At 40.3% G+C, this 21,956-nt stretch carries 19 protein-coding genes and 1 pseudogene; 13 read left to right on the top strand and 7 right to left on the bottom strand.

The window, feature by feature from the left end; translation table 11 throughout:
- The first annotated feature begins 130 nt into the window (after window positions 1–130).
- Together AN389_RS14995 and AN389_RS14990 are read left to right on the top strand one after the other, a co-directional pair.
- The gene (locus AN389_RS14995) at window positions 131–1,024 is read left to right on the top strand and encodes a TIGR01777 family oxidoreductase (protein ID WP_055014390.1); all 894 of its coding nucleotides are present in this window, start codon (window positions 131–133) and stop codon (window positions 1,022–1,024) included.
- A gap of 130 nt (window positions 1,025–1,154) precedes the next feature.
- Window positions 1,155–2,330 (top strand): GGDEF domain-containing protein, encoded by a 1,176-nt coding sequence (locus tag AN389_RS14990; protein WP_055020159.1) that lies wholly within the window; start codon window positions 1,155–1,157, stop codon window positions 2,328–2,330.
- A gap of 50 nt (window positions 2,331–2,380) precedes the next feature.
- On the opposite strand, the gene AN389_RS14985 is transcribed toward AN389_RS14990, so the two are convergent.
- Window positions 2,381–4,933 carry an exo 1,3/1,4-beta-D-glucan glucohydrolase gene (locus AN389_RS14985; protein ID WP_055014392.1) on the bottom strand — a complete coding sequence of 851 codons (2,553 nt, stop codon included), beginning with the start codon at window positions 4,931–4,933 and terminating at the stop codon, window positions 2,381–2,383.
- Complete coding sequence (locus AN389_RS14980; RefSeq protein WP_055018710.1) at window positions 4,933–6,207, bottom strand: sugar MFS transporter; 1,275 nt, start codon at window positions 6,205–6,207, stop codon at window positions 4,933–4,935. The genes AN389_RS14985 and AN389_RS14980 overlap by 1 nt, the downstream gene beginning before the upstream one ends.
- 523 nt (window positions 6,208–6,730) lie before the next feature.
- On the opposite strand from AN389_RS14980, the gene AN389_RS14975 reads away from it, so the two are divergent.
- The 3 genes from AN389_RS14975 to AN389_RS14965 all read left to right on the top strand — a co-directional run bounded on the left by AN389_RS14975 (window position 6,731) and on the right by AN389_RS14965 (window position 10,519).
- Window positions 6,731–8,062 carry a GH1 family beta-glucosidase gene (locus tag AN389_RS14975; protein WP_055020158.1) on the top strand — a complete coding sequence of 444 codons (1,332 nt, stop codon included), beginning with the start codon at window positions 6,731–6,733 and terminating at the stop codon, window positions 8,060–8,062.
- A gap of 60 nt (window positions 8,063–8,122) precedes the next feature.
- Window positions 8,123–9,451: a glycoside-pentoside-hexuronide (GPH):cation symporter gene (locus AN389_RS14970; protein WP_055020157.1), complete on the top strand. Its 1,329-nt coding sequence runs from the start codon at window positions 8,123–8,125 to the stop codon at window positions 9,449–9,451.
- Between the two features lie 63 nt (window positions 9,452–9,514).
- Window positions 9,515–10,519 (top strand): LacI family DNA-binding transcriptional regulator, encoded by a 1,005-nt coding sequence (locus AN389_RS14965; RefSeq protein ID WP_055018707.1) that lies wholly within the window; start codon window positions 9,515–9,517, stop codon window positions 10,517–10,519.
- A gap of 100 nt (window positions 10,520–10,619) precedes the next feature.
- On the opposite strand, the gene AN389_RS14960 is transcribed toward AN389_RS14965, so the two are convergent.
- Both AN389_RS14960 and AN389_RS14955 read right to left on the bottom strand, forming a co-directional pair.
- Entirely contained in the window at window positions 10,620–11,285 is a 666-nt protein-coding gene (locus AN389_RS14960) for a DUF2987 domain-containing protein (protein ID WP_055018706.1), read from the bottom strand.
- A complete protein-coding gene (locus AN389_RS14955; protein ID WP_055018705.1) occupies window positions 11,278–12,087 on the bottom strand; it encodes a glucosaminidase domain-containing protein in 810 nt (269 codons plus the stop codon). Before AN389_RS14955 ends, AN389_RS14960 begins: the two co-directional genes overlap by 8 nt.
- A gap of 214 nt (window positions 12,088–12,301) precedes the next feature.
- Between AN389_RS14955 and AN389_RS14950 the strand changes: the two genes are divergently transcribed.
- The 3 genes and pseudogenes from AN389_RS14950 to AN389_RS14940 form a co-directional block, all read left to right on the top strand.
- Window positions 12,302–13,594, top strand: a complete 1,293-nt coding sequence (locus AN389_RS14950; RefSeq protein WP_055018704.1) for an anti-phage deoxyguanosine triphosphatase — start codon at window positions 12,302–12,304, stop codon at window positions 13,592–13,594.
- 109 nt (window positions 13,595–13,703) lie between these two features.
- Window positions 13,704–14,015: a DUF962 domain-containing protein gene (locus tag AN389_RS14945; RefSeq protein WP_055014399.1), complete on the top strand. Its 312-nt coding sequence runs from the start codon at window positions 13,704–13,706 to the stop codon at window positions 14,013–14,015.
- 53 nt (window positions 14,016–14,068) lie between these two features.
- Window positions 14,069–14,455, top strand: a pseudogene (locus tag AN389_RS14940) (TonB-dependent receptor domain-containing protein); the annotation flags it as partial.
- Window positions 14,456–14,534: 79 nt separating this feature from the next.
- Here the strand turns inward: AN389_RS14940 and AN389_RS14935 are convergent.
- From AN389_RS14935 to AN389_RS14925, 3 genes are all read right to left on the bottom strand, one after another.
- Window positions 14,535–15,578, bottom strand: coding sequence for a branched-chain amino acid aminotransferase (locus AN389_RS14935; protein ID WP_082430569.1), 1,044 nt, complete (start codon window positions 15,576–15,578; stop codon window positions 14,535–14,537).
- Between the two features lie 150 nt (window positions 15,579–15,728).
- Window positions 15,729–16,781: an acyl-CoA desaturase gene (locus AN389_RS14930; RefSeq protein WP_055014402.1), complete on the bottom strand. Its 1,053-nt coding sequence runs from the start codon at window positions 16,779–16,781 to the stop codon at window positions 15,729–15,731.
- Window positions 16,778–17,821, bottom strand: coding sequence for a flavin reductase family protein (locus tag AN389_RS14925; protein ID WP_055020154.1), 1,044 nt, complete (start codon window positions 17,819–17,821; stop codon window positions 16,778–16,780). The genes AN389_RS14930 and AN389_RS14925 overlap by 4 nt, the downstream gene beginning before the upstream one ends.
- 418 nt (window positions 17,822–18,239) lie before the next feature.
- Between AN389_RS14925 and AN389_RS14920 the strand changes: the two genes are divergently transcribed.
- The 5 genes from AN389_RS14920 to AN389_RS14900 all read left to right on the top strand — a co-directional run bounded on the left by AN389_RS14920 (window position 18,240) and on the right by AN389_RS14900 (window position 21,875).
- Window positions 18,240–19,322, top strand: a complete 1,083-nt coding sequence (locus AN389_RS14920) for a PQQ-dependent sugar dehydrogenase (protein WP_235575984.1) — start codon at window positions 18,240–18,242, stop codon at window positions 19,320–19,322.
- Between the two features lie 141 nt (window positions 19,323–19,463).
- Window positions 19,464–19,661 carry a DUF6435 family protein gene (locus AN389_RS14915; RefSeq protein WP_055020152.1) on the top strand — a complete coding sequence of 66 codons (198 nt, stop codon included), beginning with the start codon at window positions 19,464–19,466 and terminating at the stop codon, window positions 19,659–19,661.
- 579 nt (window positions 19,662–20,240) lie between these two features.
- A complete protein-coding gene (locus AN389_RS14910; protein WP_055020151.1) occupies window positions 20,241–20,714 on the top strand; it encodes a hypothetical protein in 474 nt (157 codons plus the stop codon).
- Between the two features lie 137 nt (window positions 20,715–20,851).
- Window positions 20,852–21,412: a GNAT family N-acetyltransferase gene (locus AN389_RS14905; protein ID WP_055020150.1), complete on the top strand. Its 561-nt coding sequence runs from the start codon at window positions 20,852–20,854 to the stop codon at window positions 21,410–21,412.
- A gap of 106 nt (window positions 21,413–21,518) precedes the next feature.
- The gene (locus AN389_RS14900; RefSeq protein WP_055020149.1) at window positions 21,519–21,875 is read left to right on the top strand and encodes a hypothetical protein; all 357 of its coding nucleotides are present in this window, start codon (window positions 21,519–21,521) and stop codon (window positions 21,873–21,875) included.
- The last annotated feature ends 81 nt before the right edge of the window (window positions 21,876–21,956 follow it).

Here is a 21,956-nt window from a genome sequence, read left to right as displayed (position 1 = left end):
GCAAAAACTAATTAAATGAAATATTTACAAAGTGATCGTTGTTTTTTAGTTAACGTAATAATTTGCATTAAGATAGTTTAAATAGTATACATTTTAAACAAATCGTACACTTATTTTTGGTAAGGTTTTTATGCATATTTTTTTTACAGGCGCCACCGGTCTAATTGGTAAACACCTAACGCCATTTTTGCTACATCACCATAAAGTAACGGTACTTAGCCGAAATAAAACCAAAGCTCATGTATTGCTTGGCCATAATATTGATGTAGTAAGCACCGTTGATGAGGTTAATTTTAACCATGTAGATACCGTGATTAATTTAGCCGGCGAACCTATCGTCAACAAACGTTGGACGCAGGCACAAAAACAAATAATTAAAAACAGTAGGATAAATCTTACCACGCAACTCAGCGATGCTATTTTAAATTGCACCACGCCCCCGGCTACATTTATATCTGGTAGTGCCATTGGCTATTATGGCCGCCAAGGTGATACCCCAGTAGACGAAGACACTAACGATGTTAATGATGAATTTAGCCATCAACTCTGTAAAGAGTGGGAGCACGCAGCACTAAAAGCACAAAGTGACAAAACACGGGTGTGCTTATTACGCACGGGCATTGTTTTAAGCAAAAATGGCGGCGCGTTAAGTAAAATGCTTCCTGCGTTTAAATTTTTTGCAGGTGGTCCCATTGGCGATGGGGAGCAAGGTATGTCGTGGATTCATATTGATGACATGATTCAGCTTATTTTATTTATTATTAAGCACACAGAGGTATCTGGGCCTGTTAATGCGACTGCTCCTGCCCCCGTAAGCAATAAAACATTTAGCAAAAGCTTGGGTAAAGCATTGTCTCGCCCATCCGCTCTCACTATGCCAACCCCAGTGCTAAAAGTGTTAATGGGTGAAATGTCAGATTTGCTTACAACAGGGCAGTATGTAATACCCAAAAAAGCGTTAGCGCATAACTATCGTTTTCATTTTACAGATATAGACTCTGCATTAAGCAGCTTAATAAAATAAGGGGATTCAGCATAGATACACCTTACAAAGGTTATAAAATACTACTTAAAGCTAAGCTGTTGTAATCAATGTAAGCCTTAGTATCTCGCCATAATTTAAAGTAGCCATTTAATAATAAAAGAACTTTTCTATGCTGCACTTACCAACCGTTATAAGCCTTTCTTTTATTTTAAACCTTATAATCGGGCTGTATTTTGTCTCTATTTATCAATATAAAAAACAAACAAGCTTTTTATATTTGGGCCTTGCTTGTGTCACCTTTACATTCGCCATTCTATGCGCAAGCTTACGCGTGATCATTGCATGGCCGTTTATTACCCATTATTTTGCCAGTCTATTTATTATTGCTTGCCCACTTTTTTTAATTATGGGATTAAAAGCACTCAATCCGTTAAATAAAGGCACATGCAGGCAAGTTAGCTCTTTACTCATTGTGGCTGCGGTATTTTTACTCGCAGTTTACAACACTGCAGCAGAGCAAATATTGGTCAGTTTAACTGTGGCAGGGTTATTTGTGTATGCTTCGTATATTGTTTTAAACGCCCGCTTTATAGCAAAATTACAACAACGTATGTTATTGCTTTGCCTATTACTGCATGCGCTCGTTATGCTAATACAGGGAGTTTTATTACTGCTGCCGTTTGTTACTGCGATAAACTTTAACTTTACCTCTGTTTTGCAATTTACTTTGAGCGTGCACTTAATGCTTGCCACCAGCGCCGCCCTATTGCTGCCTTTTTTAGTGTTTGCCAATACAGAGCATACGCTCAACTCACTCGCTAATCGCGATCCATTAACCCAGCTATTAAATAAACGCGGCTTAAATGCAATTGCCAATACGTTATTTAGTAAAAATAATGCCGAACACCCTATTAGCATAATCATGGTCGATATAGACTTTTTTAAGCGTGTTAACGATGAATATGGGCACGATGCAGGCGATGAAGCAATAAAATGGATTGCACAGCATATTGCAGCACTTTTTTCTAAGAGCGCGGTTACCGCGCGTGTTGGCGGCGAAGAGTTTGCTATTTTACTTAGCCACTGTACGTTAAATGAGGCGCAGAGCGCGGCAAACACCCTCAGGAAAAACATTAAAAATAAGCCTTTTAGCTATTTCGACAACACCATTTGTTTAAAAATAAGCGCAGGGGTTGCATGCAGCAATACGCACACAAGCTCTTTTAAATCGCTACTTAGTGCAGCAGATAAGCGCTTGTATATTGCTAAAACCACAGGACGCGACAAAGTCATATATGAATCTGCACAAAACCCGTTTATAAGTAAAAAATCCGTATGCACATAAAAAAAGCCCTTCAATTGAAGGGCTTTGACATACACACTAAAACAAAATGATTACTGACATTTAAGCCCAGCAGAGTCTGCCTTATTTGGCACAAACTGAATGTTTGCTACCGACACTGAGGTCTTGCTGCTTGCATGTAAACTGAACGGGCTTGTAAGGCTTGCAAAGTCTACACCTTGGTTAGCAAAACAACGTAAGTCTACCGACACCGACTGCCATTTATTTGCGATTGTTTGATCAACCATTTTACTCAAGGCAATCGCACCACCACACTCACCTGAACAAGTCATAGCAAGGTTTACGTCATCGGTTAGTGGTTCATTGAGTTTAATATCAAAACTAATCACGCCATTAGCCTCTAAATACGTAATGGTATCTTCAGCAAAACTTGTGACTATTTCAGCACTTGCCTTTTGCTCGCCACTAAAACTAAATTGGCGCGCGTCTTCTTGAACTGTTTTATCCTCAGTACGGTATTTAAGTGCACCCAGTTGATGAGTACTACTTGATACATCTAATAGTTCATCGCCAGATTTAAGTAATAAACGCCATGGAGCAACCGGTGCGCCAACTAAAATATCCATACTAGTTAGCGCCGAATTATCCAAGTTAGACTCTTCATTTAAGTTATCAGCTAAAACATTTTTATCGCCGTACGTTAAGCCAAAACCGTACGGTAATAGAGGGCTGTAATCGTCATCGCCTTTATTAACCGTTGCTTGTACTGCTGTTTTAGGCCACGAAAACGAAAGCTTACCGCTAAAGTTATGCTGAATACTGCCATCTTTGGCTTTTAAAATAACATCGGCAATACCGCCACCCTCTGTACCAGGCAGCCACGCTGCAACAAATGCATCAGAGGCATTGAGCTCGCTGTTAACCCACATAGGACGACCCGAAATAAATACCGATACAACGGGTATACCTTGTGCCTTTAACGACTTTAATAATGCGAGCGATTTTTTATTACCGCGCTCAAATTCTAGGTTATCTCTATCACCATGCCCTTCTGCATAAGGCTCTTCACCAAATACCACAACAGCCACATCTGGGCGCTGTTCATATGAGCCATCCACACTTAAAATGGCACGACCACCCGCCTGCGTAATTTGTTTTTCAAGGCCTGCATAAATAGACGTGGCACCAGGAAAATCAGCATTTTTATTATTAGTCCCTTGCCAAGTGATACTCCAACCACCCGACTGCTTACCTATGTTATCAGCTCCATCGCCAGCAATTAATACAGTTTGGTTTGCATCAAGAGGCAAAATATTGTTTTTGTTTTTAAGTAAAACAAGTGATTCGCGTACTGCTTGACGCGCAACTTCGCGGTGCTGCTGAGCACCAATTAGCTCAGTTTTACCCGAAAACTGACGTTTAGCCGGGCTTGGCTTATCAAATAAACCGGCACGTAATTTAACGCGTAAAATTCTACTTACTGCATCATCAATACGCGACATGCTGATTTCGCCAGCTTTCACTTGCGCTATGGTGTTTTCGTACAATGGCTTCCAAGCGCCAGTTGGCACCATAAAAATATCAAGCCCCGCGTTAACAGCCTGTGCACAACTTTCGTTTGTACAGCCTTTAATTTGGCCATGGCCGTTCCAATCACCTACAACAAAACCATCAAAGCCCATGCGGGTTTTAAGCACGTCGGTTAACAGGTATTTGTTGCCGTGGTTTTTAACTCCATGCCAGCTATTAAACGATGCCATAACCGACTGACTCCCCGCCGATAAGCCGCCTACATAACCTTGCGCATGTATATCAAACAAATCTTGCTCGCTGTCGATATTATTACCTTGGTCATCGCCATCGACTGTGCCGCCATCACCTAAAAAGTGTTTAACAGTACTAATAACACGTTTATCACTTAAAAAATCGCCATCGGCCTTGCCCTGTAAACCATTTACAATTGCAGCTGAATAATCGCGTACAATGCGAGGGTCTTCTGAATAACCTTCATAGGTTCTGCCCCAGCGGTCGTCGCGCACAACAGCCACTGTAGGTGCAAATACCCAATCTATACCCGTTGCCATTACTTCAACCGCAGTGATAGCTGCTATTTGCTCAATCAATGCAGGGTTGTTTGCCGCCCCTAAACCAATATTATGCGGAAATAAAGTCGCGCCAATTACATTATTGTGACCATGCACCGCATCGGTACCCCACATTGTGGGTATTTTACTGCCATCGATAGAATCATCTACCGACGCCTGATAAAAATCTTCAGCCAATTTTACCCAATCCATGGGGGTTGCGTGTTTATCACCATTAGGAAACGCTCCTCCCCCGTTTAGGTATGAGCCAAAGCCATATTTGCGCATGTCTTCAACGGTAATATCGCGAATTTCTGGTTGAATCATTTGAGCTACTTTTTGCTCAAGCGTCATTGTTTTTAAATAATCTGCTATTTTGGCTTCAATTTGTGGGTCTTGTTTTACGGCAATATTAAGTTTTGGCCAAATTTGCGCTGTTTTAGACACCCCATTATTCGCCTCAGGAGTTGTTGTCGCGTCATTTGAACAAGCCGATAAAATGCCTACTGATGCAATTAATGAGGCACGTGCTATTTTGTTAAGTGAAAAAGGGGTTTTCATTATAGAGTCTCCTGAACTTGAACTGGTTTGCTTCCGCTTAAACCATAAAACGCGATAAATAAGTAACAAAAAATTGGTAAAACATACGAAAGCTGAACACCCACATTATCAGCAAGCGCACCTTGTAAAAGTGGCACAATTGCCCCCCCTACAATCGCCAAACACAATATGCCAGAACCTTGCGCGGTGTGCTTTCCAAGCCCATTTAGCGCTAAACTAAAAATAGTAGGGAACATAATAGAATTAAATAATCCAACCAGTAGGATTGACCACATTGCTAATTGACCCGACGTGCTCATGGCTATAACCACTAAAATAATAGCCATAGTTGCGTTAAAGCCAAGTACTTTGCCAGCAGGTAATTTTTGCATTACCGCTGCACCAATGAATCGCCCTACCATAGCACCACCAAAATAATAGGTGATGTAATGAGCAGCCACATGTTCTTTTAAACCGGCAATATTTTCTTGCGCTAAAAAGCTGACTAAAAAACTGCCAATGGCAACTTCTGCACCTACATACATAAAAATACCCACAGCACCGAGTGTAAGATGGCGGTATTGCCATGCACTGCCCTCTATTGTCTCTGACTTTTGTGCGGCTTCTTTTTGCTCACTCATTATGTCTGGCAATTTAAGCCATGCAAAAATACCGGCTAGTAAAATAAGCATGCCAGCTAATAGTAAATAAGGAAGTTGTACTGATTCTGCGTTTTGCGCCGGTGTTAAAAACGCTTCAGAGGCAGAGTCAAGAATCAAAAATGCACCAAATGTAGGGGCAACCGTAGTGCCTAGCGCATTAAATGCTTGCGTTAAGGTAAGGCGAGAAGAGGCTGTTTGAGGGGCGCCAAGTAAACTTACATAAGGGTTAGCCGAAACCTGCAACAGGGTAATACCGCTTGCCAGAACAAACAAAGCAAACAAAAATACCGGGTAATTATGTAGTGCCGCGGCTGGGTAAAAAAGCACACAACCCAATGCAGCTATAAGTAACCCCGCTACAATGCCTTTTTTGTAACCTAATTTTTTAACTATGTGGCCACTTGGCAATGACATTAAAAAATAAGCCCCAAAAAAACAAAACTGAACCAGCATTGCTTGAACATAAGTTAAGTTAAACACCGCTTTTAAATGCGGAATTAAAATATCGTTTAAGCAGGTGATAAATCCCCACATAAAAAATAAAGTCGTTAAAGACGTTAATGCAAAGCCATAGTTTTTATCTGGGTAGCTTTGCGATTGTGTGTGTGTCGTCAGTGGTGCTGAACTGGCCATAGGCTCTCCGCAATTTATTATTATAAATTAGGGCGTGTTGTTCTTTGCGGATTGAAATTTGTTCAATCTAGGGGAGATTAAATCGCGGCGCGAGGTTTGTAACCTAGCGGGCTAAGTAAAAACCAAGCAACAAAGAGTTAATCGTCCCTAGAAAGAACCCGAAGGGCAACGCATGTTTGGCATTTATGCTGCGTTATCGCCTATTTATGGGGAATAACCACACTTCATAGGCTCTGCCTTGCCTAAAACCAAACATACAGCTGCAAATTCAACCATCAAAGATTAATACGCCCTAATACAAAAGTCGTTATTAAAAATTGCCGTGTAACCCAGCAACATTAAAGAGTTGACCTTCGTATCAATTAACACTAATCTAAAAATGTAAGCGCTTTCACGTGTAATTAAATACGAACCTGTAACATATTTCAACAAGTTTTATTTTTTTATAAATGCGCCCTTACGCTTCATCGCATTAAATACAGTGGCTATTTATGCATTTAAGGTTTAAAAAGGTTTGTTACTAATGACAAAATTATCGTTACCATCTCATTCACCTCTATTAACAAAAAACTTTGTTTATGGTGTGGCTACGGCATCATTTCAAATTGAAGGTGGAATTGAACATCGCCTGCCCTGTATATGGGATACCTTTTGCGAAACACCAAACAAAATAGCCGACAACTCAAATGGACATGTTGCCTGCGATCATTACAACCAGTGGCATAACGATATTGAATTAATAGACTCTCTCGGTGTTGATGCTTATAGACTTTCTATATCTTGGCCGCGAGTAATGACCTTATCGGGAGAACTAAATCCTGAGGGCGTAAAGTTTTATACTAATATTCTTGATGAGCTTAATAAGCGCAACATTAAAGCATTTGTAACGCTATATCACTGGGATTTACCCCAACATTTAGAAGATAAAGGCGGCTGGTTAAATCGCGATACCGCTTATGAATTTGCTCGGTATGTAAAGCTTATTAGCCAAGCATTTGGCGAACGGGTATTTTCGTACGCGACCCTAAATGAGCCATTTTGCAGTGCATTTTTAGGCTACGAAGTAGGCATACATGCCCCAGGTTTAATAGGCAAACAATATGGTAAAAAAGCAGCGCACCATTTATTACTTGCCCATGGCTTGGCAATGGATGTGCTAAAGCACACCTCCCCTAATACTCAAAATGGTATTGTGCTTAATTTTACACCTTGTTATCCATTAACACAGTCACCAGAAGACATTAACGCCGCTTCCTACGCCGATGATTATTTAAATCAATGGTATATGAAACCAATTATGAACGGCCAATACCCCGATATTATAAAGCAGCTTCCCAGCAATCAGCAGCCTGAAATCCACCCAGGCGACATGGATATAATTTCACAATCTATAGATTACTTGGGCATTAACTTTTATACGCGCCAAGTATACAAAGCACACCCGAGCGAAATATACGAGCCACTTGCTCCACAAGGGCCGTTAACCGATATGGGCTGGGAAATTTACCCGCAGTCGTTTACCGATCTACTTGTAACACTTAATAATACCTATACCTTACCGCCTGTTTATATTACCGAGAACGGCGCAGCGATGCCCGACACCATTAAAAATGGCGAGGTAAATGATGCAGATCGCGTAAACTATTACAACAGCCACTTAAATGCGGTGCATAATGCCACAGTGCAAGGTGTTAATATTATTGGTTACTTTGCGTGGAGCTTAATGGATAATTTTGAATGGGCAGAAGGCTATTTAAAACGCTTTGGCATTGTTTACGTTGATTATAAAACTCAGCAACGTACTATAAAAGCCAGTGGCCAAGCTTATAAACACTTGATACAAAGCCGTAAGTAACCAATGAAGTCTATTCGATTAATCGCATAAATAAAAATCAAAAAGCGAGAACCTAACATCATGATAAGTGTAAAAGAAAAAATAGCCTATGGCCTTGGTGATACGGCAAGCAATATTATTTTTCAAACAGTTATGATGTTTTTAATGCTTTACTACACCGATGTAGTAGGGCTTTCTCCTGCTGTGGTAGGCACCCTATTTTTAGTGGTTAGGTTATTTGATGCCATCACTGACCCAGTTATGGGTAATTTAGCCGATAAAACTCAGTCTCGCTTTGGCCATTTTAGGCCCTATTTATTATGGCTTGCCCTGCCCTTTGCGCTTATTAGTATTTTAGCGTTTACCACACCAGAGCTTGAAGGCACCGATAAAATTATTTACGCCTTTACAACCTACACCTTGCTTATGGTGGCGTATACCGCCATAAATATTCCTTACTGTGCATTAGGCGGCGTGCTCACAAGCGATGTAAAAGAACGTGTTAGCGTGCAATCGTATCGATTTGTATTTGGTATGTTAGGCGGCGTTATTGTTGCGGGCTGTACCATGCCAATGGTTGAATATTTTGGCCAAGGCGATACTGCCAAAGGGTATCAATACACTATGACAGCAATGAGCTTGCTTGGCTTAGTGTTATTTTTACTGTGTTTTTTTGGTACAAAAGAGCGTATAGAGCAACCGCCAGAGCAAAACCTCTCGTTGTTCAAAAGTTTAAAAACCTTAGTTAAAAACGATCAATGGCGAGTCCTGTGCGCTGCCGCGCTTTTTTTACTTACGGGCCAAGTAATACGTCTAACCTTAGGGGTTTATTACGTTAAATACTATTTAGGGCAAGAAGATTTAATTACCTCCTTTATGACCCTAGGGGTGGTTGCCAGTATGATTGGGTGTGCTTTTGCTCAGCCGTTGGCTAAGCGGTTTTGTAAAATAAAAGCTTATATTAGTTTACAGTTAATCGCTGCGGGCATATGTAGTGCGAGCTATTTTATCTCCTCTGATAACATTACCTTGGCATTTGCCGCTTTTATTTTATGGAAGTTTTTTTTAGATATGGCTACCCCGCTACTGTGGGCAAAAATGGCTGACACCATAGACTACGGGCATCACAAAACTGGGGTAAGAATTACCGGCCTTGTGTATTCGGGCGTTATATTTTTTATAAAAATGGGAGTGGCATTAGGCGGTGCAATTGCAGGCTGGCTGCTGGCTTTTTATAATTACCAAGCGCAAACAATGCAGAGCTTTGATACGCAACAGGGTATTTTATTGTCGTTCACTATTATACCTGCGTTTGGCTCTTTGTTTGTTGCATTTATTATGCGTAAATACACGCTCAATAATGCACAGTTGGCCTCTATACAGGCCTCGCTAAAAACTAGTGCTAGTTAACATTTGATGGGTACGGTATTATTTGCCCGCCAAAATAAAGGATATAAGTGAGTTAACAATAACATGGCCACAATTTATGAAGTGTCAGAACTTGCTGGCGTATCGTTAGCGACTGTGTCACGGGTAATGAATAAAAATACACGAGTCAGTGAAAAAACCACTAAAAAAGTACTCGATGCTATGCAGCAGTTAGGCTATAAACCTAACTCTATTGCGCAATCGCTTGCCTCAAACAGAACCAACAGCGTGGGTATATTGGTCTCAGAGCTTCATGGTCCTTTCTTTGCTCAAATGATGGCGGGGATCGAATCAGCCCTACGCGCTGCCGGCAAGCACGTTATTATTACCACCGGCCACAGTGAAGACGATAAAGAAAAAAACGGCATTGAATTTTTAATTAGCCGAAAATGCGATGCACTCATTTTACATGTAGAGTCAGTCAGTGATGATTACCTAGTTGAGCTTAGTAAAGGCAAAACCCCTATTTACCTAATTAACCGTTACGTACACTCACTTGAAAGTAACTGCATTAGCCTAGATAACGAACTTGGCGGTTACTTAGCCAGTAAATCTATTGTTGAGCAGGGCCATACAAATATTGCCTATATTGCTGGGCCGCAGGTCAAGGCCGATGCCAGAAACCGTTTAAAAGGGCATAAAAAAGCACTGCGCGAAAACAATATCCCCTTTAATGAGGCGCTATTTTACGAAGGCGATTTTAACGAAATTGGCGGCAGCAAAGGCCTTGAAAAACTGCTCAATACACGTATTCCGTTTAGTGCTTTGGTGTGTGCTAATGATGAAATGGCATCAGGCGCAATGAAATACGCCCGTGAGCACGGCTTTAATTTACCAGAGGATTTATCGGTTATAGGCTTTGATAACGTTATATTTGCCAACTACCTTTACCCTACGCTAACTACCATAGATAACCCAGTGGAAGAAATGGGTGAAATGGCTGCTAAAATGGTGCTACAAGATGTCTATCAGCATAAAAACTTACACATAAACCGCGTGTTTGAACCCACCCTTATAAAACGTGACTCAACCCAACCACTGCCAAAATAACGCATAAAAAACGGCGCTATTTAAGCGCCGTTTTTATTAACCCCCAATAATACCAATCTGCAATAATACTTAATCATTTAATTATGCGGATTGGTATAACTTATTTTGCTATCCACGGGGTTACTTTGACTACATTTTCTACATTGCCGAGCAGATTTACGTCACCTTCCCAGTTATCTTGTACTGCAAAGTAACATACTGATTTTTCGCATTGTATATGTGGATTATTAAAAGCCACAGGCTCTTTAAACGTGACAGCAACGCCTTTTTGCTCAGGTAATAAAAACCACATGAGCTTACTAACAAAAAAGCCCGACAAATCAGTTAAAAGCTCATCTAACTCGTTATTAATTGTGTACAACGAATCTTTAGTTAAGTTTAACCCTTCAAACTCACTGGCCTCAATTTGTAGTTTTAACTGGCAATCGTGATCAGGGTTTTGTGGTTCAACAACAATAACGGCTTTATCCGTATCGAGCTGCTTATCAAACGGTAAAAGTAACTGCGCTTTATCAGTAAAATTAAGCGGGTATTCGTTATTTTCAGTTAAAATTGTGCCGCTTTTAATGGCACATGCTTCGTTTGTAGCAATATCGCTAATGTAAAAGTTAACCCGTGCATACTGAAAGTCGCCCTTGTTTACCACTTTTAATCTATCGTAAAAGCCATCGTACGACATAACAAACTCTTTAGCATTAACGGTACTGGCCGCCAGGCTCAGTAAAATGAGTAATGCATTAGTATTAATAAGTCGTTTTTTATTCATCAAAGTAAGCTCTGTTTTGGTTAATCATAGTATTTAACTCTTCTATGTAGGCCTCGCCGCGTTCTGAATACGACATTAAACCATGGGTTAGTGCTGTAGCCGCTATGGGTTTTTGTTGCCGGCGTAAATCTTCACGTATCAGGCGTAACTCTTTGTAGGCATTATGCGTGTTAATATTTCTAAAATACGAGCTAACTGCCGCGCGTACCGACTTAAATGCAGCCACTTCGTGCGCAGCACCAGTATTGCGGCGTCTTGGCACCATACCGCACCCTTTTGAGTAGCACCATTGGCCAAAAAAGTTAAGTCCAATGCGTGCAAAGCGCGATGTACCCCACGCCGACTCATTCGCCGCTTGCATTAGCGCAAGCTCTTTAGGAATAATATCAACACGGCGCAGCGCTTGCGTTAAAATTAGGGTGTTTAGCGTTTCAGGCAAGCCATAGGCTTTTAAAATATTAACGATGTCGCGCTGTTGTTTTTTCTCAAGCGGTTCGTTGTATTCAAGCATCATCAGCGCAATTTCTAACTTAGCACGTTGCTGTAATATTTTTTTATTTTCAGCCTCAACATGTGGGCGAATAAAATCAAAAAATGCCTGTTTTTTCTCTTTCACATCAGCAAATTCAGAAAACTTAGGTAAGGTAACATTGTGCAGGGGTTTTTCTTTTTTTTGCACCTTTTTAGGTTGTTCATCTGTGGTCTGTTCTTCAACCTCATGCTCATTACTTTGCATAAATGGGTATGCAAGCGCCCATAAAAAAAATACGCTTAGTAACAGCTTTAAAATGGTTTTTAGCATGTACTCTCTCAATCTAACTACAAATTATGCGTGGCAAAAACACACGCATATGAACGCCCATTATACCTAAGCCACTATATAAACGCGAATAACCTGCTTCGTTCATTCGCAATTTATAAGCACAAAGGTATACTGAGCGAGTAGCCAATTATGATCATTAAACGCGCTATAATTAAAATAACCTCTTGTTTGATAACGTTTTAGGTAAGGCAGTATGGATAAGCAATGGCAACAACGAATAATAGAGCAAGCAAAACACCGCCCTAACGATAATCGCTCACCTTGGCAAGTAGACCGCTCTCGAATAATACATGCTGCAGCATTTAGGCGTTTACAAGCAAAAACCCAAATTATGGGAATAGGCTTAAACGATTTTTATCGTACACGCCTAACCCACTCGTTAGAAGTCTCGCAAATTGGTACTGGCATATTACGGCATTTAAAAGCACAGCACAGCGACTTTACACACTTTCCTTCTACTGGTTTATTAGAAACCTTATGTTTAGCGCACGATATAGGCCACCCCCCGTTTGGCCATGGCGGCGAAATAGCCTTAAATTACATGATGCGTGAGCACGGAGGGTTTGAAGGAAATGCACAAACACTACGTATAGTCGCTAAACTTGAGCCATACTCTGATGGCCACGGCATGAACCTAACCCGCCGCACCTTGCTAGGATTTATAAAATACCCTGCCTATATAAATGATTTATGGCACACAATTCCTGATGTAAATAGCGCACGCTCATTTATAAAAGCAGATGATTGGCGCCCCGCTAAAGGCTTATACCACGATGACGCGCAAATATTTGAGTGGATCATTGCCCCTTTAAGCAACAACGATAAGGCCCTATTAACAAGCCATACGCCAGTAGATCAGTACCGAGCAAAAACCCGTTATAAATCGTTAGATAGCGCCATAATGGAACATGCCGATGACATAGCATATGCAGTGCACGACCTAGAAGATGCCATAGCTACTAAAGTGCTCACATTAGATGATTGGCAAACACATGCATTACCTCACTTAAACGCACTTAATTACGATTGGTTAAACACTAAATTAGACTCGCTCACCCAACGCTTGTTTTCAAAAAACGATTTTGAACGTAAAGACGCCATAGGCGAGCTGGTCAATATGTTTATTATTCATATTCATTTAGATGTGCAGCATGGTGATTTTGAATGCCCTATTTTAAAGTACACCGCAAAGCTGGACCCGCAGTACGAGCGCGTTTTGCAAATATTAAAGCATTTTGTATTTAAGCGCTTAATACGTGACCCCGAAATGCAGCAGATAGAGTTTAAAGGTCAAAACTTACTAATTGAGTTATTTACCGCTTTTGCCAGCGACCCACTGCGTTTATTACCCGAAACAACACAAGCACTGTATCTAGACGCTGAAAAACAAAACCAAGGGATGCGCATAATATGCGATTACCTAAGCGGCATGAGTGACGAATACGCTTATAAAACGTACCAAAGGCTGTTTTCGCCAGTTCAATAAATTTAACTACGTGCATTGGTGTGTATTGCGCTTTCTTACTCAAAATTTACCTGCAAAGATTATTAAACTTTTGTATATTTATTAAACTATAAAAATAAGAGCATGGATTATGAACACACCACACACTTTTAACTCCTTTAAAGCGTTTTACCCCTACTACCTAAAAGAGCACCGTAATGTAACCTGCCGACGCCTACATTTTATAGGCAGCACTTTAGTGCTTGTAGTTATTACTATTGCCTTAATTAAACAACAATATAGCTTGCTGTGGCTATTACCGATTATTGGGTATGGATTTGCGTGGGTTGGGCATTTCTTCTTTGAAAAAAACCGCCCTGCTACATTTAAGCACCCATTTTATAGCTTATGGGGAGATTGGGTTATGTTTAAAGATATACTTATCGGTAAAATAAAATTTTAATTTTTATATTATTTTCTTATAAAAATCATTCGTAACCTTTTTAAACGCTATACAACTTGTTCTCAGGTACAGAGCTGCGTCGCTTTGAAGTAAGCACCCCGCGCAATAAATACAATTTAAGCGCTACTTGGACTCATGATGAACTTCGCGCCACACTAAGAACTACGCGTTACGGTGAAACCCAAGACCCATCATCAACGCCTGAGCTAAACGAGGTATTAAAACCTAAGTGGATCACTGATTTAGATGTCGCCTATGCCGCTACCGATAACCTAACGCTTAGTTTAGGTGCCAATAACATTTTTGATGTATACCCAGATCCAACCCGCAAAAATGTAGAAGAAGTCTCTACTTTTTCTCGCTTGTTTGCATATTCAAGCTTTTCGCCCTACGGATTTAATGGCCGTTACGTGTACGGCAAAATAGAAATGAAATTTTAAGTGCTCAACATTTCAAAAAGTACTCAAAACACAAAAGCCACCTAGTCGGTGGCTTTTTACTGTGAACTGGTTAAATTAATTAGACTTTAGTTAACCAGCCGTGTTTATCTTCACTTTTACCCCATTGAATATCGTTCAATGCTTGGCGTAAACGCGCTGTTGTAGGGCCTGGCTCGCCACTGCCTACTTTGTATTCTTTATCGTTATGAATAAACGTGCCTACCGGCGTTAACACCGCAGCAGTACCTGAAAGCGCAGCTTCTGTGCCCGGCTTTGCAGCGCGCTCTAAAAGCTCGGTAACGCTAAAGTTACGCTCGCTTACCGTCATGCCTAAATCTTTTGCAATGGTTAAAATGCTATTACGCGTTACGCCATGTAAAAAGGTGCTATCGAGCGCTTTGGTAATAATTTCATTACCATCAATAAGAATAAAGTTAGCAGCACCTGTTTCTTGTACGTCGCCGCCTGGGCAAAACAAAATTTGATCGGCTTGGTATTTTTCGCGCGCTGCGCTAATTGGTGCAAGTGCACTGGCGTAATTACCACCACTTTTAACCATGCCCATGTGCGGGGCACAGCGCATGCCGTCTTCTTCAAGTAATACACGCAGCGCAGTAGCGCCACCTGTAAAGTAATCGCCAACAGGCGATAAAAGTGTATATAACAACGAGCTCATTGACGGTGCAGCCGCTTTACCAATGGCAGCCTCTGTTCCTATGTGAGTTGGGCGAATGTACATAGAGCCCGGTGGTAATGGCGTTTCATCAGCATATTCTTTAACAATTTTGATAATCATGTCTTTTAGCATTTGCCCATCAAAGCTTGGTAGGCTTAATAACGCAGAGCTTTGCTGCATACGCGCAATGTTTGCATCTATTCTAAAAATATAAATAGAGCCATCTTCGTGGCGAAAGGCTTTTAAGCCTTCAAAACACGTACTCGAATAATGAAGAACGTGCGCACCCGCATGAAGTTCAAGTTTATCGGAAGGGACGATTGAGCTTTCGCTCCATTGGTTATCTGAAAAACGAGCTTGAATCATCTGCGGCATAAACACAGTACCGAATGCGGCCATTTTAATCTCTCTTGTGTGGTCTATTTTTCTCCATTGTATGACAATCATGCATCGTTTAACCATAGCAAAACTGAGGCTTTTTTAATTATCAAAAAGAATTTTTTGCAACTACTGTTTATAAATTAGCCACATTGCTAAGCACATACAAAAAAGCCGATTAATGCATCTTCATTAATCGGCTTTTTAAAGGCACATTATTTATTTAAACGAGTACCTAATAATACGTTTTAATACCGAGCCGTACTGTTTAAAAAAACCACCTGTATGATAATCAATACCGTGCTTTTGCATAACGGCTTGCACTTGCGGGGCTACCTCTTGATAGCGAGAGGACGGCATATCAGGAAATAAGTGATGCTCAATTTGGCAGCTTAAATGCCCAGTTAAAACATGAAACCAATGCGGGCCTTTGATATTTGATGAGCCTAACACTTGGCGATAGTACCACTGCCCTTGCGTTTCGTTTATGCAGTCTTCTTGTTTAAAGGTTTCGGTGTCCTCAGTAAAGTGGCCACAAAAAATAATGGTTGAGGTCCATAAATTACGGATTAAATTTGCCAGTAAGTTGCCTGCTAATACCCATAAAAACAAAGGCCCTGCCAATAAAGGAAATATCACATAATCTTTTATTAATTGGCGCGCGCCTTTACTAAAAAAACGCTGTTTTAGGGTAGAATGCGATACACCCCCTTCGCGGTTTTCTTTCTTTTTACCTATAAACACACGCTCTGCAGCCAGCTCGTGGTACGACACCCCCCACTGAAACAGCACACTTAAATTAATATACGTAATAAACTGCCACACATTTTTTAACCGCCATTTAAAATCATTGCTTAAACGCAATAAGCCATAACCAAAGTCGCGGTCTTTACCAATAATATTAGTGTAGGTGTGGTGCTCAAAGTTATGAACGCGATGCCAACTTTGGCCATCGCATGCAATATCCCATTCGTAGTTTTGCGAGTTAAGCTGCTTGTCGTTCATCCAATCGTATTGGCCGTGCATAACGTTGTGGCCAATTTCCATATTGTCCAAAATTTTTGCAACCGCTAATAGCAGCACACCTACAACCCATAAAATTGGCTGAATAAAGCCCAGCATAAGTAAAATACGCCCACTCCACTCACATAGCCGCTGCTTTTTAACAACCGAGCGAATATAGTTTGCATCTTGTTGCCCTACTTTGCTTAGTGTATTCATTTTTATGCTATCTAAATCGTGGGCTAACTGATCAAAGTTTATGTTTTTCATAGCTGTAACTCCAAATCGCTAACAGGTTGACTAACACACAGTTGAATTAACTGCTCGCCACTATCACTCAGCTCGCCAGTTTTTAAATTACGCACCACGCCTGACTTTTTAATGCACTGGCACTGGTGGCAAATACCAATGCCACACCCGCGTTTAACTGGTAGTTGTTTTGCCTCAAACTGTGCTAACAAAGGGTTGTTAGCATTGACGACATGAGCGGTGCTATTAATCTGTACGTTAAATAGGCTGTCGTCATTTTGGCTTGGCAGTGTTAAACCAAATGCCTCCTGGTAATAATTTAAATGGTGCTTTTTAGCAAAATCACTCACCGTTTTCATAAAGTTTGCTGGCCCACAGCAGTAAATATCTGGGTTTTCCCACACATTTACATGGCGTGTAATGTCACCTGATTGCTCGCGAGTGAGCAATAAAAATGAAAAATGTGAAAACTGATTTGCTAATGCACTTAGCTCATCTACACATTGGTGTGCTGCGGCTTTGGCATAATAAATTAACGATACTTTTTGTGTGGTATGTTTTAAATGCTCACCAATCATGGCAAGCATAGGTGTAATACCCGAGCCGCCCGCTATAAACGTTGTATTGTTTTGGGTGTTTTTATAAACAAAGTCGCCACTAGGCGCTGAAATATTGCACCACTCACCGACTCGTAAAGCACTGCTTAAAAGGCTTGTAAAACGCCCTTGTTCATTAGTTTTAATTAATAAACGCACTAACCCCGTTTTTTTAAATTGCTCAGGGCTTGAGGCAACCGTAAACACACGTGTTAATAAACGCCCATTTATTTCTACCGTTAAACTAATATGTTGGCCAGCAATGTGTGCCTGCCAGTGCTGAGTAGGCTTTAAGGTAATACTTAAAAAGTCACCATTGTACTGCGTTAACTCTTCAATTTTTGCTCTATAAAGACCAGCACGCCACGCAGGCTTAACCATTTGCATAATGGGCTCAATATAGCCTGCAAAGCTTTGATGGTGTAAAAACCACTTCGAAAATTGGTCTAATACTTTAGTAATCATCACTATTAATCTCTTGGATATTAAATATTGAATTTGAACTTACATGTGTACGCTCAAACTTCAGCGCACAAGTGTACGCCCAAAAAAATTAATTTCAATAGTATTAGAGTAAATAGTCAGTTTTTTAGTGTAATTTATATGCAAAGCTTAAATTTAAAGTGCAGTACTAAAGCCTTAATAAAGGTGCAACAAGTAGCTGTTTTAAATACTAAAGGTAGCTATGTAGCACTGCAGATAAACTCTTGTTGATTGAAATATATATAGTTTTTATTAAATTGCCACATTTAGCAAAATCAGCAGCAGCATGCTAATGTAGGTATTACTTGCTTATTTATTGGACAGGACAACAACTGTGTTTTTCCCTATAAAAACGATTGCTAAAACAGTATCCACGGCGTTTATAGCTATACTCATTTCAATGCCAGTGGCGGCTGTTGATTACAAAAACCTTGATGTATTAGAACTCAATGTAAAAGCCGTCAGTGTGGCTAAAGGAGTAACTATCCCCTGGGCTATTGAGCCGCTAAGTAATGGTGATTTACTTATAACCGAGCGAAGCGGCACACTTTATTTGCTGCCTAAAAACTCATCAACCTTAACTAAGCTCTCGGGTTTGCCACAAATTGACGCCAACGGGCAAGGCGGTTTACTCGATTTAGCCCTACATAGCCGACCAGACGATAGCCAATGGCTTTACATAACTTACTCAAGTACCCAAGGCGCTAAAAGTGGCAGTAATACAGCCCTAATGCGCGCCAAGCTTAGTGACGATCGCACTGAGCTTTTAAACACACAATTACTTTATAAAGGTGAGCATAACAGCACAAAAGGCCAGCACTACGGCAGCCGTATTGTGTTTGATAACCAAGGCTATGTTTACTTTTCTATTGGCGATCGCGGCGCGCGCGATAAAAATCCGCAAGACTTAAGCCGTGATGGCGGTAAAATTTATCGCTTACACATTGATGGCCGTATTCCTAAAGATAACCCGTTTGTAAATCAAAAAAGCGCTAAACACGCTATTTGGTCTTACGGACACCGTAACCCGCAAGGCATGTGGTTTGATAAAACAACACAAACGTTATGGTCTCATGAGCACGGCCCACGTGGCGGCGATGAGCTAAACATAATTAAAGCGGGCGCTAATTATGGCTGGCCGGTGGTTAGTTATGGAGTTAATTACAGCGGTACGTCGTTTACCGACATACAAGAAAAAGACGGCATGCAATCGCCCGTACTGCACTGGACCCCCTCCATTGCCCCTTCTGACTTGTTATTAGTTAGCAGCGATAAGTACCCGCAATTAAAAGGCAAGCTTTTGCTATCGTCTATGAAGTTTTCGTTTTTAAGTGCACTGGAAATATCTAACAAAGGTGTTTCAAAACAATATAAAATTTTAGAAGGAATAGGCCGCGTTCGCAGCTTAGCACAAGGCAGTGATGGCTATATTTACTTAGGCATTGATGGCCAAGGAATTAAACGCCTTGAGCCTGAGCTGTAAAACCGTTAATAACCGCAGCATAGCAAATAATGCGTTTACCTTGTTTTTATTAACAAGGTAAACGCCCTACGGCTAAAAGAACTATTTAGCTTTTTGTAGCGTATGGTAATGCTAATACTTTTATAAAACTAAGCGAGCCACATGTTTTCACTATTTAAATCAGACCCGACAAAAAAACTACGCAAAGAGTACGACGCAAAACTTGAGCAAGGCATGCAAGCACAGCGTAAAGGCGACATTAAAAGCTACGCCATGTTAAGCGCAGAAGCCGAAAAAATCTGGAGTAAAATAGAAGCGCTTGAAGCAAAAAAGCCAGATAATACCAATCGTGTTAAGTAATTAGACATTTATAGCGACGGATAAATAGAGTGATAACAAGGCATAAATTTCGACATGTAGTTGTTCAACATGAGAAATTTATAACGCAGTTAACGCTTTATTTAGCACGCGAGAGAGGCTAAATATTTAAGTCGATTGGTATAAATATCGTGTCTGTACTGTTTTAAAAGTAGAAAGACGCGTTTAGTAAATAATTCATCACCTCGTTTTATAGCCTCCACCAGCCAAAAACCACCTTTTATAATAGGCTTACATAAACAAGTGTGCTTAAGGTGGTTACTCACGTTATTGCCACTGTTTTTAATGAATATTAAATAATTTAAAAAGTGTTTTGGTTTTCATTTTTAAACGTTAGTTGCTGCTTTTACTAAAGCAATGACGGTTTTCCTCCTAAGTCATAAAATGAGGACGCTTTCCTCTTTTCTGCATATTATTAAAAGAACAACCTAACTTAAAGTTTAATACTCGCAATGTTTTACAGTATTTGTTATTAATATTAAAAATAATAAAGAGGACATACTTTGCTCATAAAAAGAGGAAAGTGTCCTCTGATAAAGCTGTTAGGCCCTGAAGGAATATATGAAGCATTCTATTTTTATTTTGGTTTTATTAGCACTTACTTTTAGCCTGAATGTATATTCAGGTGTGGCTGACGAAGCTAAGAAATTGGGTGGGATGATCTCTGACCAGTATTCTAAATTTCTTATCAACTCTCTAGTTTTAAAAGAGAGTAAGGAATCGGGCAATATCATTGTAACCTTCGCCATGGAGGGATTTAAAAACGGAAATAATGTGAAAGAGTATTTGGCAATTTATACGCCCGAATACAAAACAATTGACGAACCTCCGTTCACACCCATAGGGGAGCCTAAATACAGGCTGATCGGGTTTTCAGAAATCTGTAGTGATCGCAATGTGTCAATGGATGCTTCTTCAATTTCCGTCCGTGGTAAGCTCCTTTCAGGGACATGTAAAAGTCGGAGTGCTGACTTTTCACAGGACCAGAAGTTTTTAATCGAGGTTGATCGTTACAGTATCAGGAAAAAGGCCTAACAATCACATCAAGACGCCGCAAGCGGCTGGGACCTCCATTCCGTTGTATGTTTTGTTGTTTTTCGCTACGCTACAACAAAACATACAACTACATTACGGCCCCTTATGTGGGCGTTATAAGGTCATCCTAGTTGCATATGAATTCAAATAAAATTTTAACTACTGAACGATTGATCTTAAGACAATGGAAAAGCGAAGATCATGCCCCTTTTGCCGAACTAAATTCATGTAAGGAAGTTATGGAGTATTTTCCAAACACATTGAATGAAGTTGAAAGTACAAATTTAGCTTTAAAGCTTGCGCAGCTTATATCTGAGCGAGGTTGGGGGCTTTGGGCTGTAGAAGAGAAAAAAACAAGTAAATTTATTGGTTTTGTTGGTTTACATAATTCATCTGCAGAACTTGAGGTAAGTCCTGCAACCGAAATTGGTTGGCGTTTATCAAAACAATTTTGGGGTAAAGGTTATGCTACTGAAGCTGCAGAAAAAGTATTAGAGTTTGCGTTTAATGATTTAAATATTGAGAGTGTTATTTCATTTACTGCTGTTGTGAATAAACCTTCACAGAAAGTTATGTGCCGTTTAAAAATGACTAATACTGAGCAAAACTTTAAACATCCATTAGTTAGTAATACTCAATTAAAAGAACACGTCCTATATAAAATAACAAAGGACGAGTGGGTAGCTACAACCTTATAACAAGGCCTTTAAACGGAACAAAAACAGTTGGCTTTGTTTCGTGCCTCAACAAGTGTAGCCAACTTTTTTTGTCCGCTTAAGGCGGCGTTATGTTTAAGGAGGTCCCATGGGTGTTGAATACGTTCTGATAAATGAAACCAAAAAAGAAATGATCTCTTTTAATCATCTGAATGGTAGTAAAAAGAGAGAGCTTGCTGGCAACTCTGCGCAGTCTTCAATTGTTACGTGGTATATGTTACAAAATCAGGGCGACCAAATTCAATTTGTATCTGACACCTATGACGATTGGCCTTTTACAAGTGGTAATCGAGAAGGGGGTTTTTCATACCCTGATCGAACAGAACTAGTGTTAAAACAGCTGATAGAGCAAGAAATACTAGAAGATTCTGGTTATCTTTATCGTGATGAAGATGACCCGGAAAATATATATGTAAAAAATATTACAAATGTTTGGGCAAAATAAACATAACAAGTATATCCAGTTGACGTTTTGGTCTACGCTCCGTTTCAACCAAAACGCAACTGATATAGGCGTTAGTCGGTT

The sequence above is a fragment of the Pseudoalteromonas sp. P1-7a genome, from assembly GCF_001401855.1.
In the GTDB taxonomy this organism is placed as follows: Bacteria; Pseudomonadota; Gammaproteobacteria; order Enterobacterales; family Alteromonadaceae; genus Pseudoalteromonas.
This window is presented reverse-complemented; position numbering and strand designations above follow the sequence as displayed.

What these genes read in the sequence shown, in the direction of transcription:
- AN389_RS14995 (WP_055014390.1), top strand. Translation starts at nt 131, where the DNA reads ATGCATATTTTTTTTACAGGCGCCACCGGTCTAATTGGTAAACACCTA.
- AN389_RS14990 (WP_055020159.1), top strand. Translation starts at nt 1,155, where the DNA reads ATGCTGCACTTACCAACCGTTATAAGCCTTTCTTTTATTTTAAACCTT.
- AN389_RS14985 (WP_055014392.1), bottom strand. Translation starts at nt 4,933, where the DNA reads ATGAAAACCCCTTTTTCACTTAACAAAATAGCACGTGCCTCATTAATT.
- AN389_RS14980 (WP_055018710.1), bottom strand. Translation starts at nt 6,207, where the DNA reads ATGGCCAGTTCAGCACCACTGACGACACACACACAATCGCAAAGCTAC.
- AN389_RS14975 (WP_055020158.1), top strand. Translation starts at nt 6,731, where the DNA reads ATGACAAAATTATCGTTACCATCTCATTCACCTCTATTAACAAAAAAC.
- AN389_RS14970 (WP_055020157.1), top strand. Translation starts at nt 8,123, where the DNA reads ATGATAAGTGTAAAAGAAAAAATAGCCTATGGCCTTGGTGATACGGCA.
- AN389_RS14965 (WP_055018707.1), top strand. Translation starts at nt 9,515, where the DNA reads ATGGCCACAATTTATGAAGTGTCAGAACTTGCTGGCGTATCGTTAGCG.
- AN389_RS14960 (WP_055018706.1), bottom strand. Translation starts at nt 11,285, where the DNA reads ATGAATAAAAAACGACTTATTAATACTAATGCATTACTCATTTTACTG.
- AN389_RS14955 (WP_055018705.1), bottom strand. Translation starts at nt 12,087, where the DNA reads ATGCTAAAAACCATTTTAAAGCTGTTACTAAGCGTATTTTTTTTATGG.
- AN389_RS14950 (WP_055018704.1), top strand. Translation starts at nt 12,302, where the DNA reads ATGGATAAGCAATGGCAACAACGAATAATAGAGCAAGCAAAACACCGC.
- AN389_RS14945 (WP_055014399.1), top strand. Translation starts at nt 13,704, where the DNA reads ATGAACACACCACACACTTTTAACTCCTTTAAAGCGTTTTACCCCTAC.
- AN389_RS14935 (WP_082430569.1), bottom strand. Translation starts at nt 15,578, where the DNA reads ATGATTGTCATACAATGGAGAAAAATAGACCACACAAGAGAGATTAAA.
- AN389_RS14930 (WP_055014402.1), bottom strand. Translation starts at nt 16,781, where the DNA reads ATGAAAAACATAAACTTTGATCAGTTAGCCCACGATTTAGATAGCATA.
- AN389_RS14925 (WP_055020154.1), bottom strand. Translation starts at nt 17,821, where the DNA reads ATGATTACTAAAGTATTAGACCAATTTTCGAAGTGGTTTTTACACCAT.
- AN389_RS14920 (WP_235575984.1), top strand. Translation starts at nt 18,240, where the DNA reads ATGCCAGTGGCGGCTGTTGATTACAAAAACCTTGATGTATTAGAACTC.
- AN389_RS14915 (WP_055020152.1), top strand. Translation starts at nt 19,464, where the DNA reads ATGTTTTCACTATTTAAATCAGACCCGACAAAAAAACTACGCAAAGAG.
- AN389_RS14910 (WP_055020151.1), top strand. Translation starts at nt 20,241, where the DNA reads ATGAAGCATTCTATTTTTATTTTGGTTTTATTAGCACTTACTTTTAGC.
- AN389_RS14905 (WP_055020150.1), top strand. Translation starts at nt 20,852, where the DNA reads ATGAATTCAAATAAAATTTTAACTACTGAACGATTGATCTTAAGACAA.
- AN389_RS14900 (WP_055020149.1), top strand. Translation starts at nt 21,519, where the DNA reads ATGGGTGTTGAATACGTTCTGATAAATGAAACCAAAAAAGAAATGATC.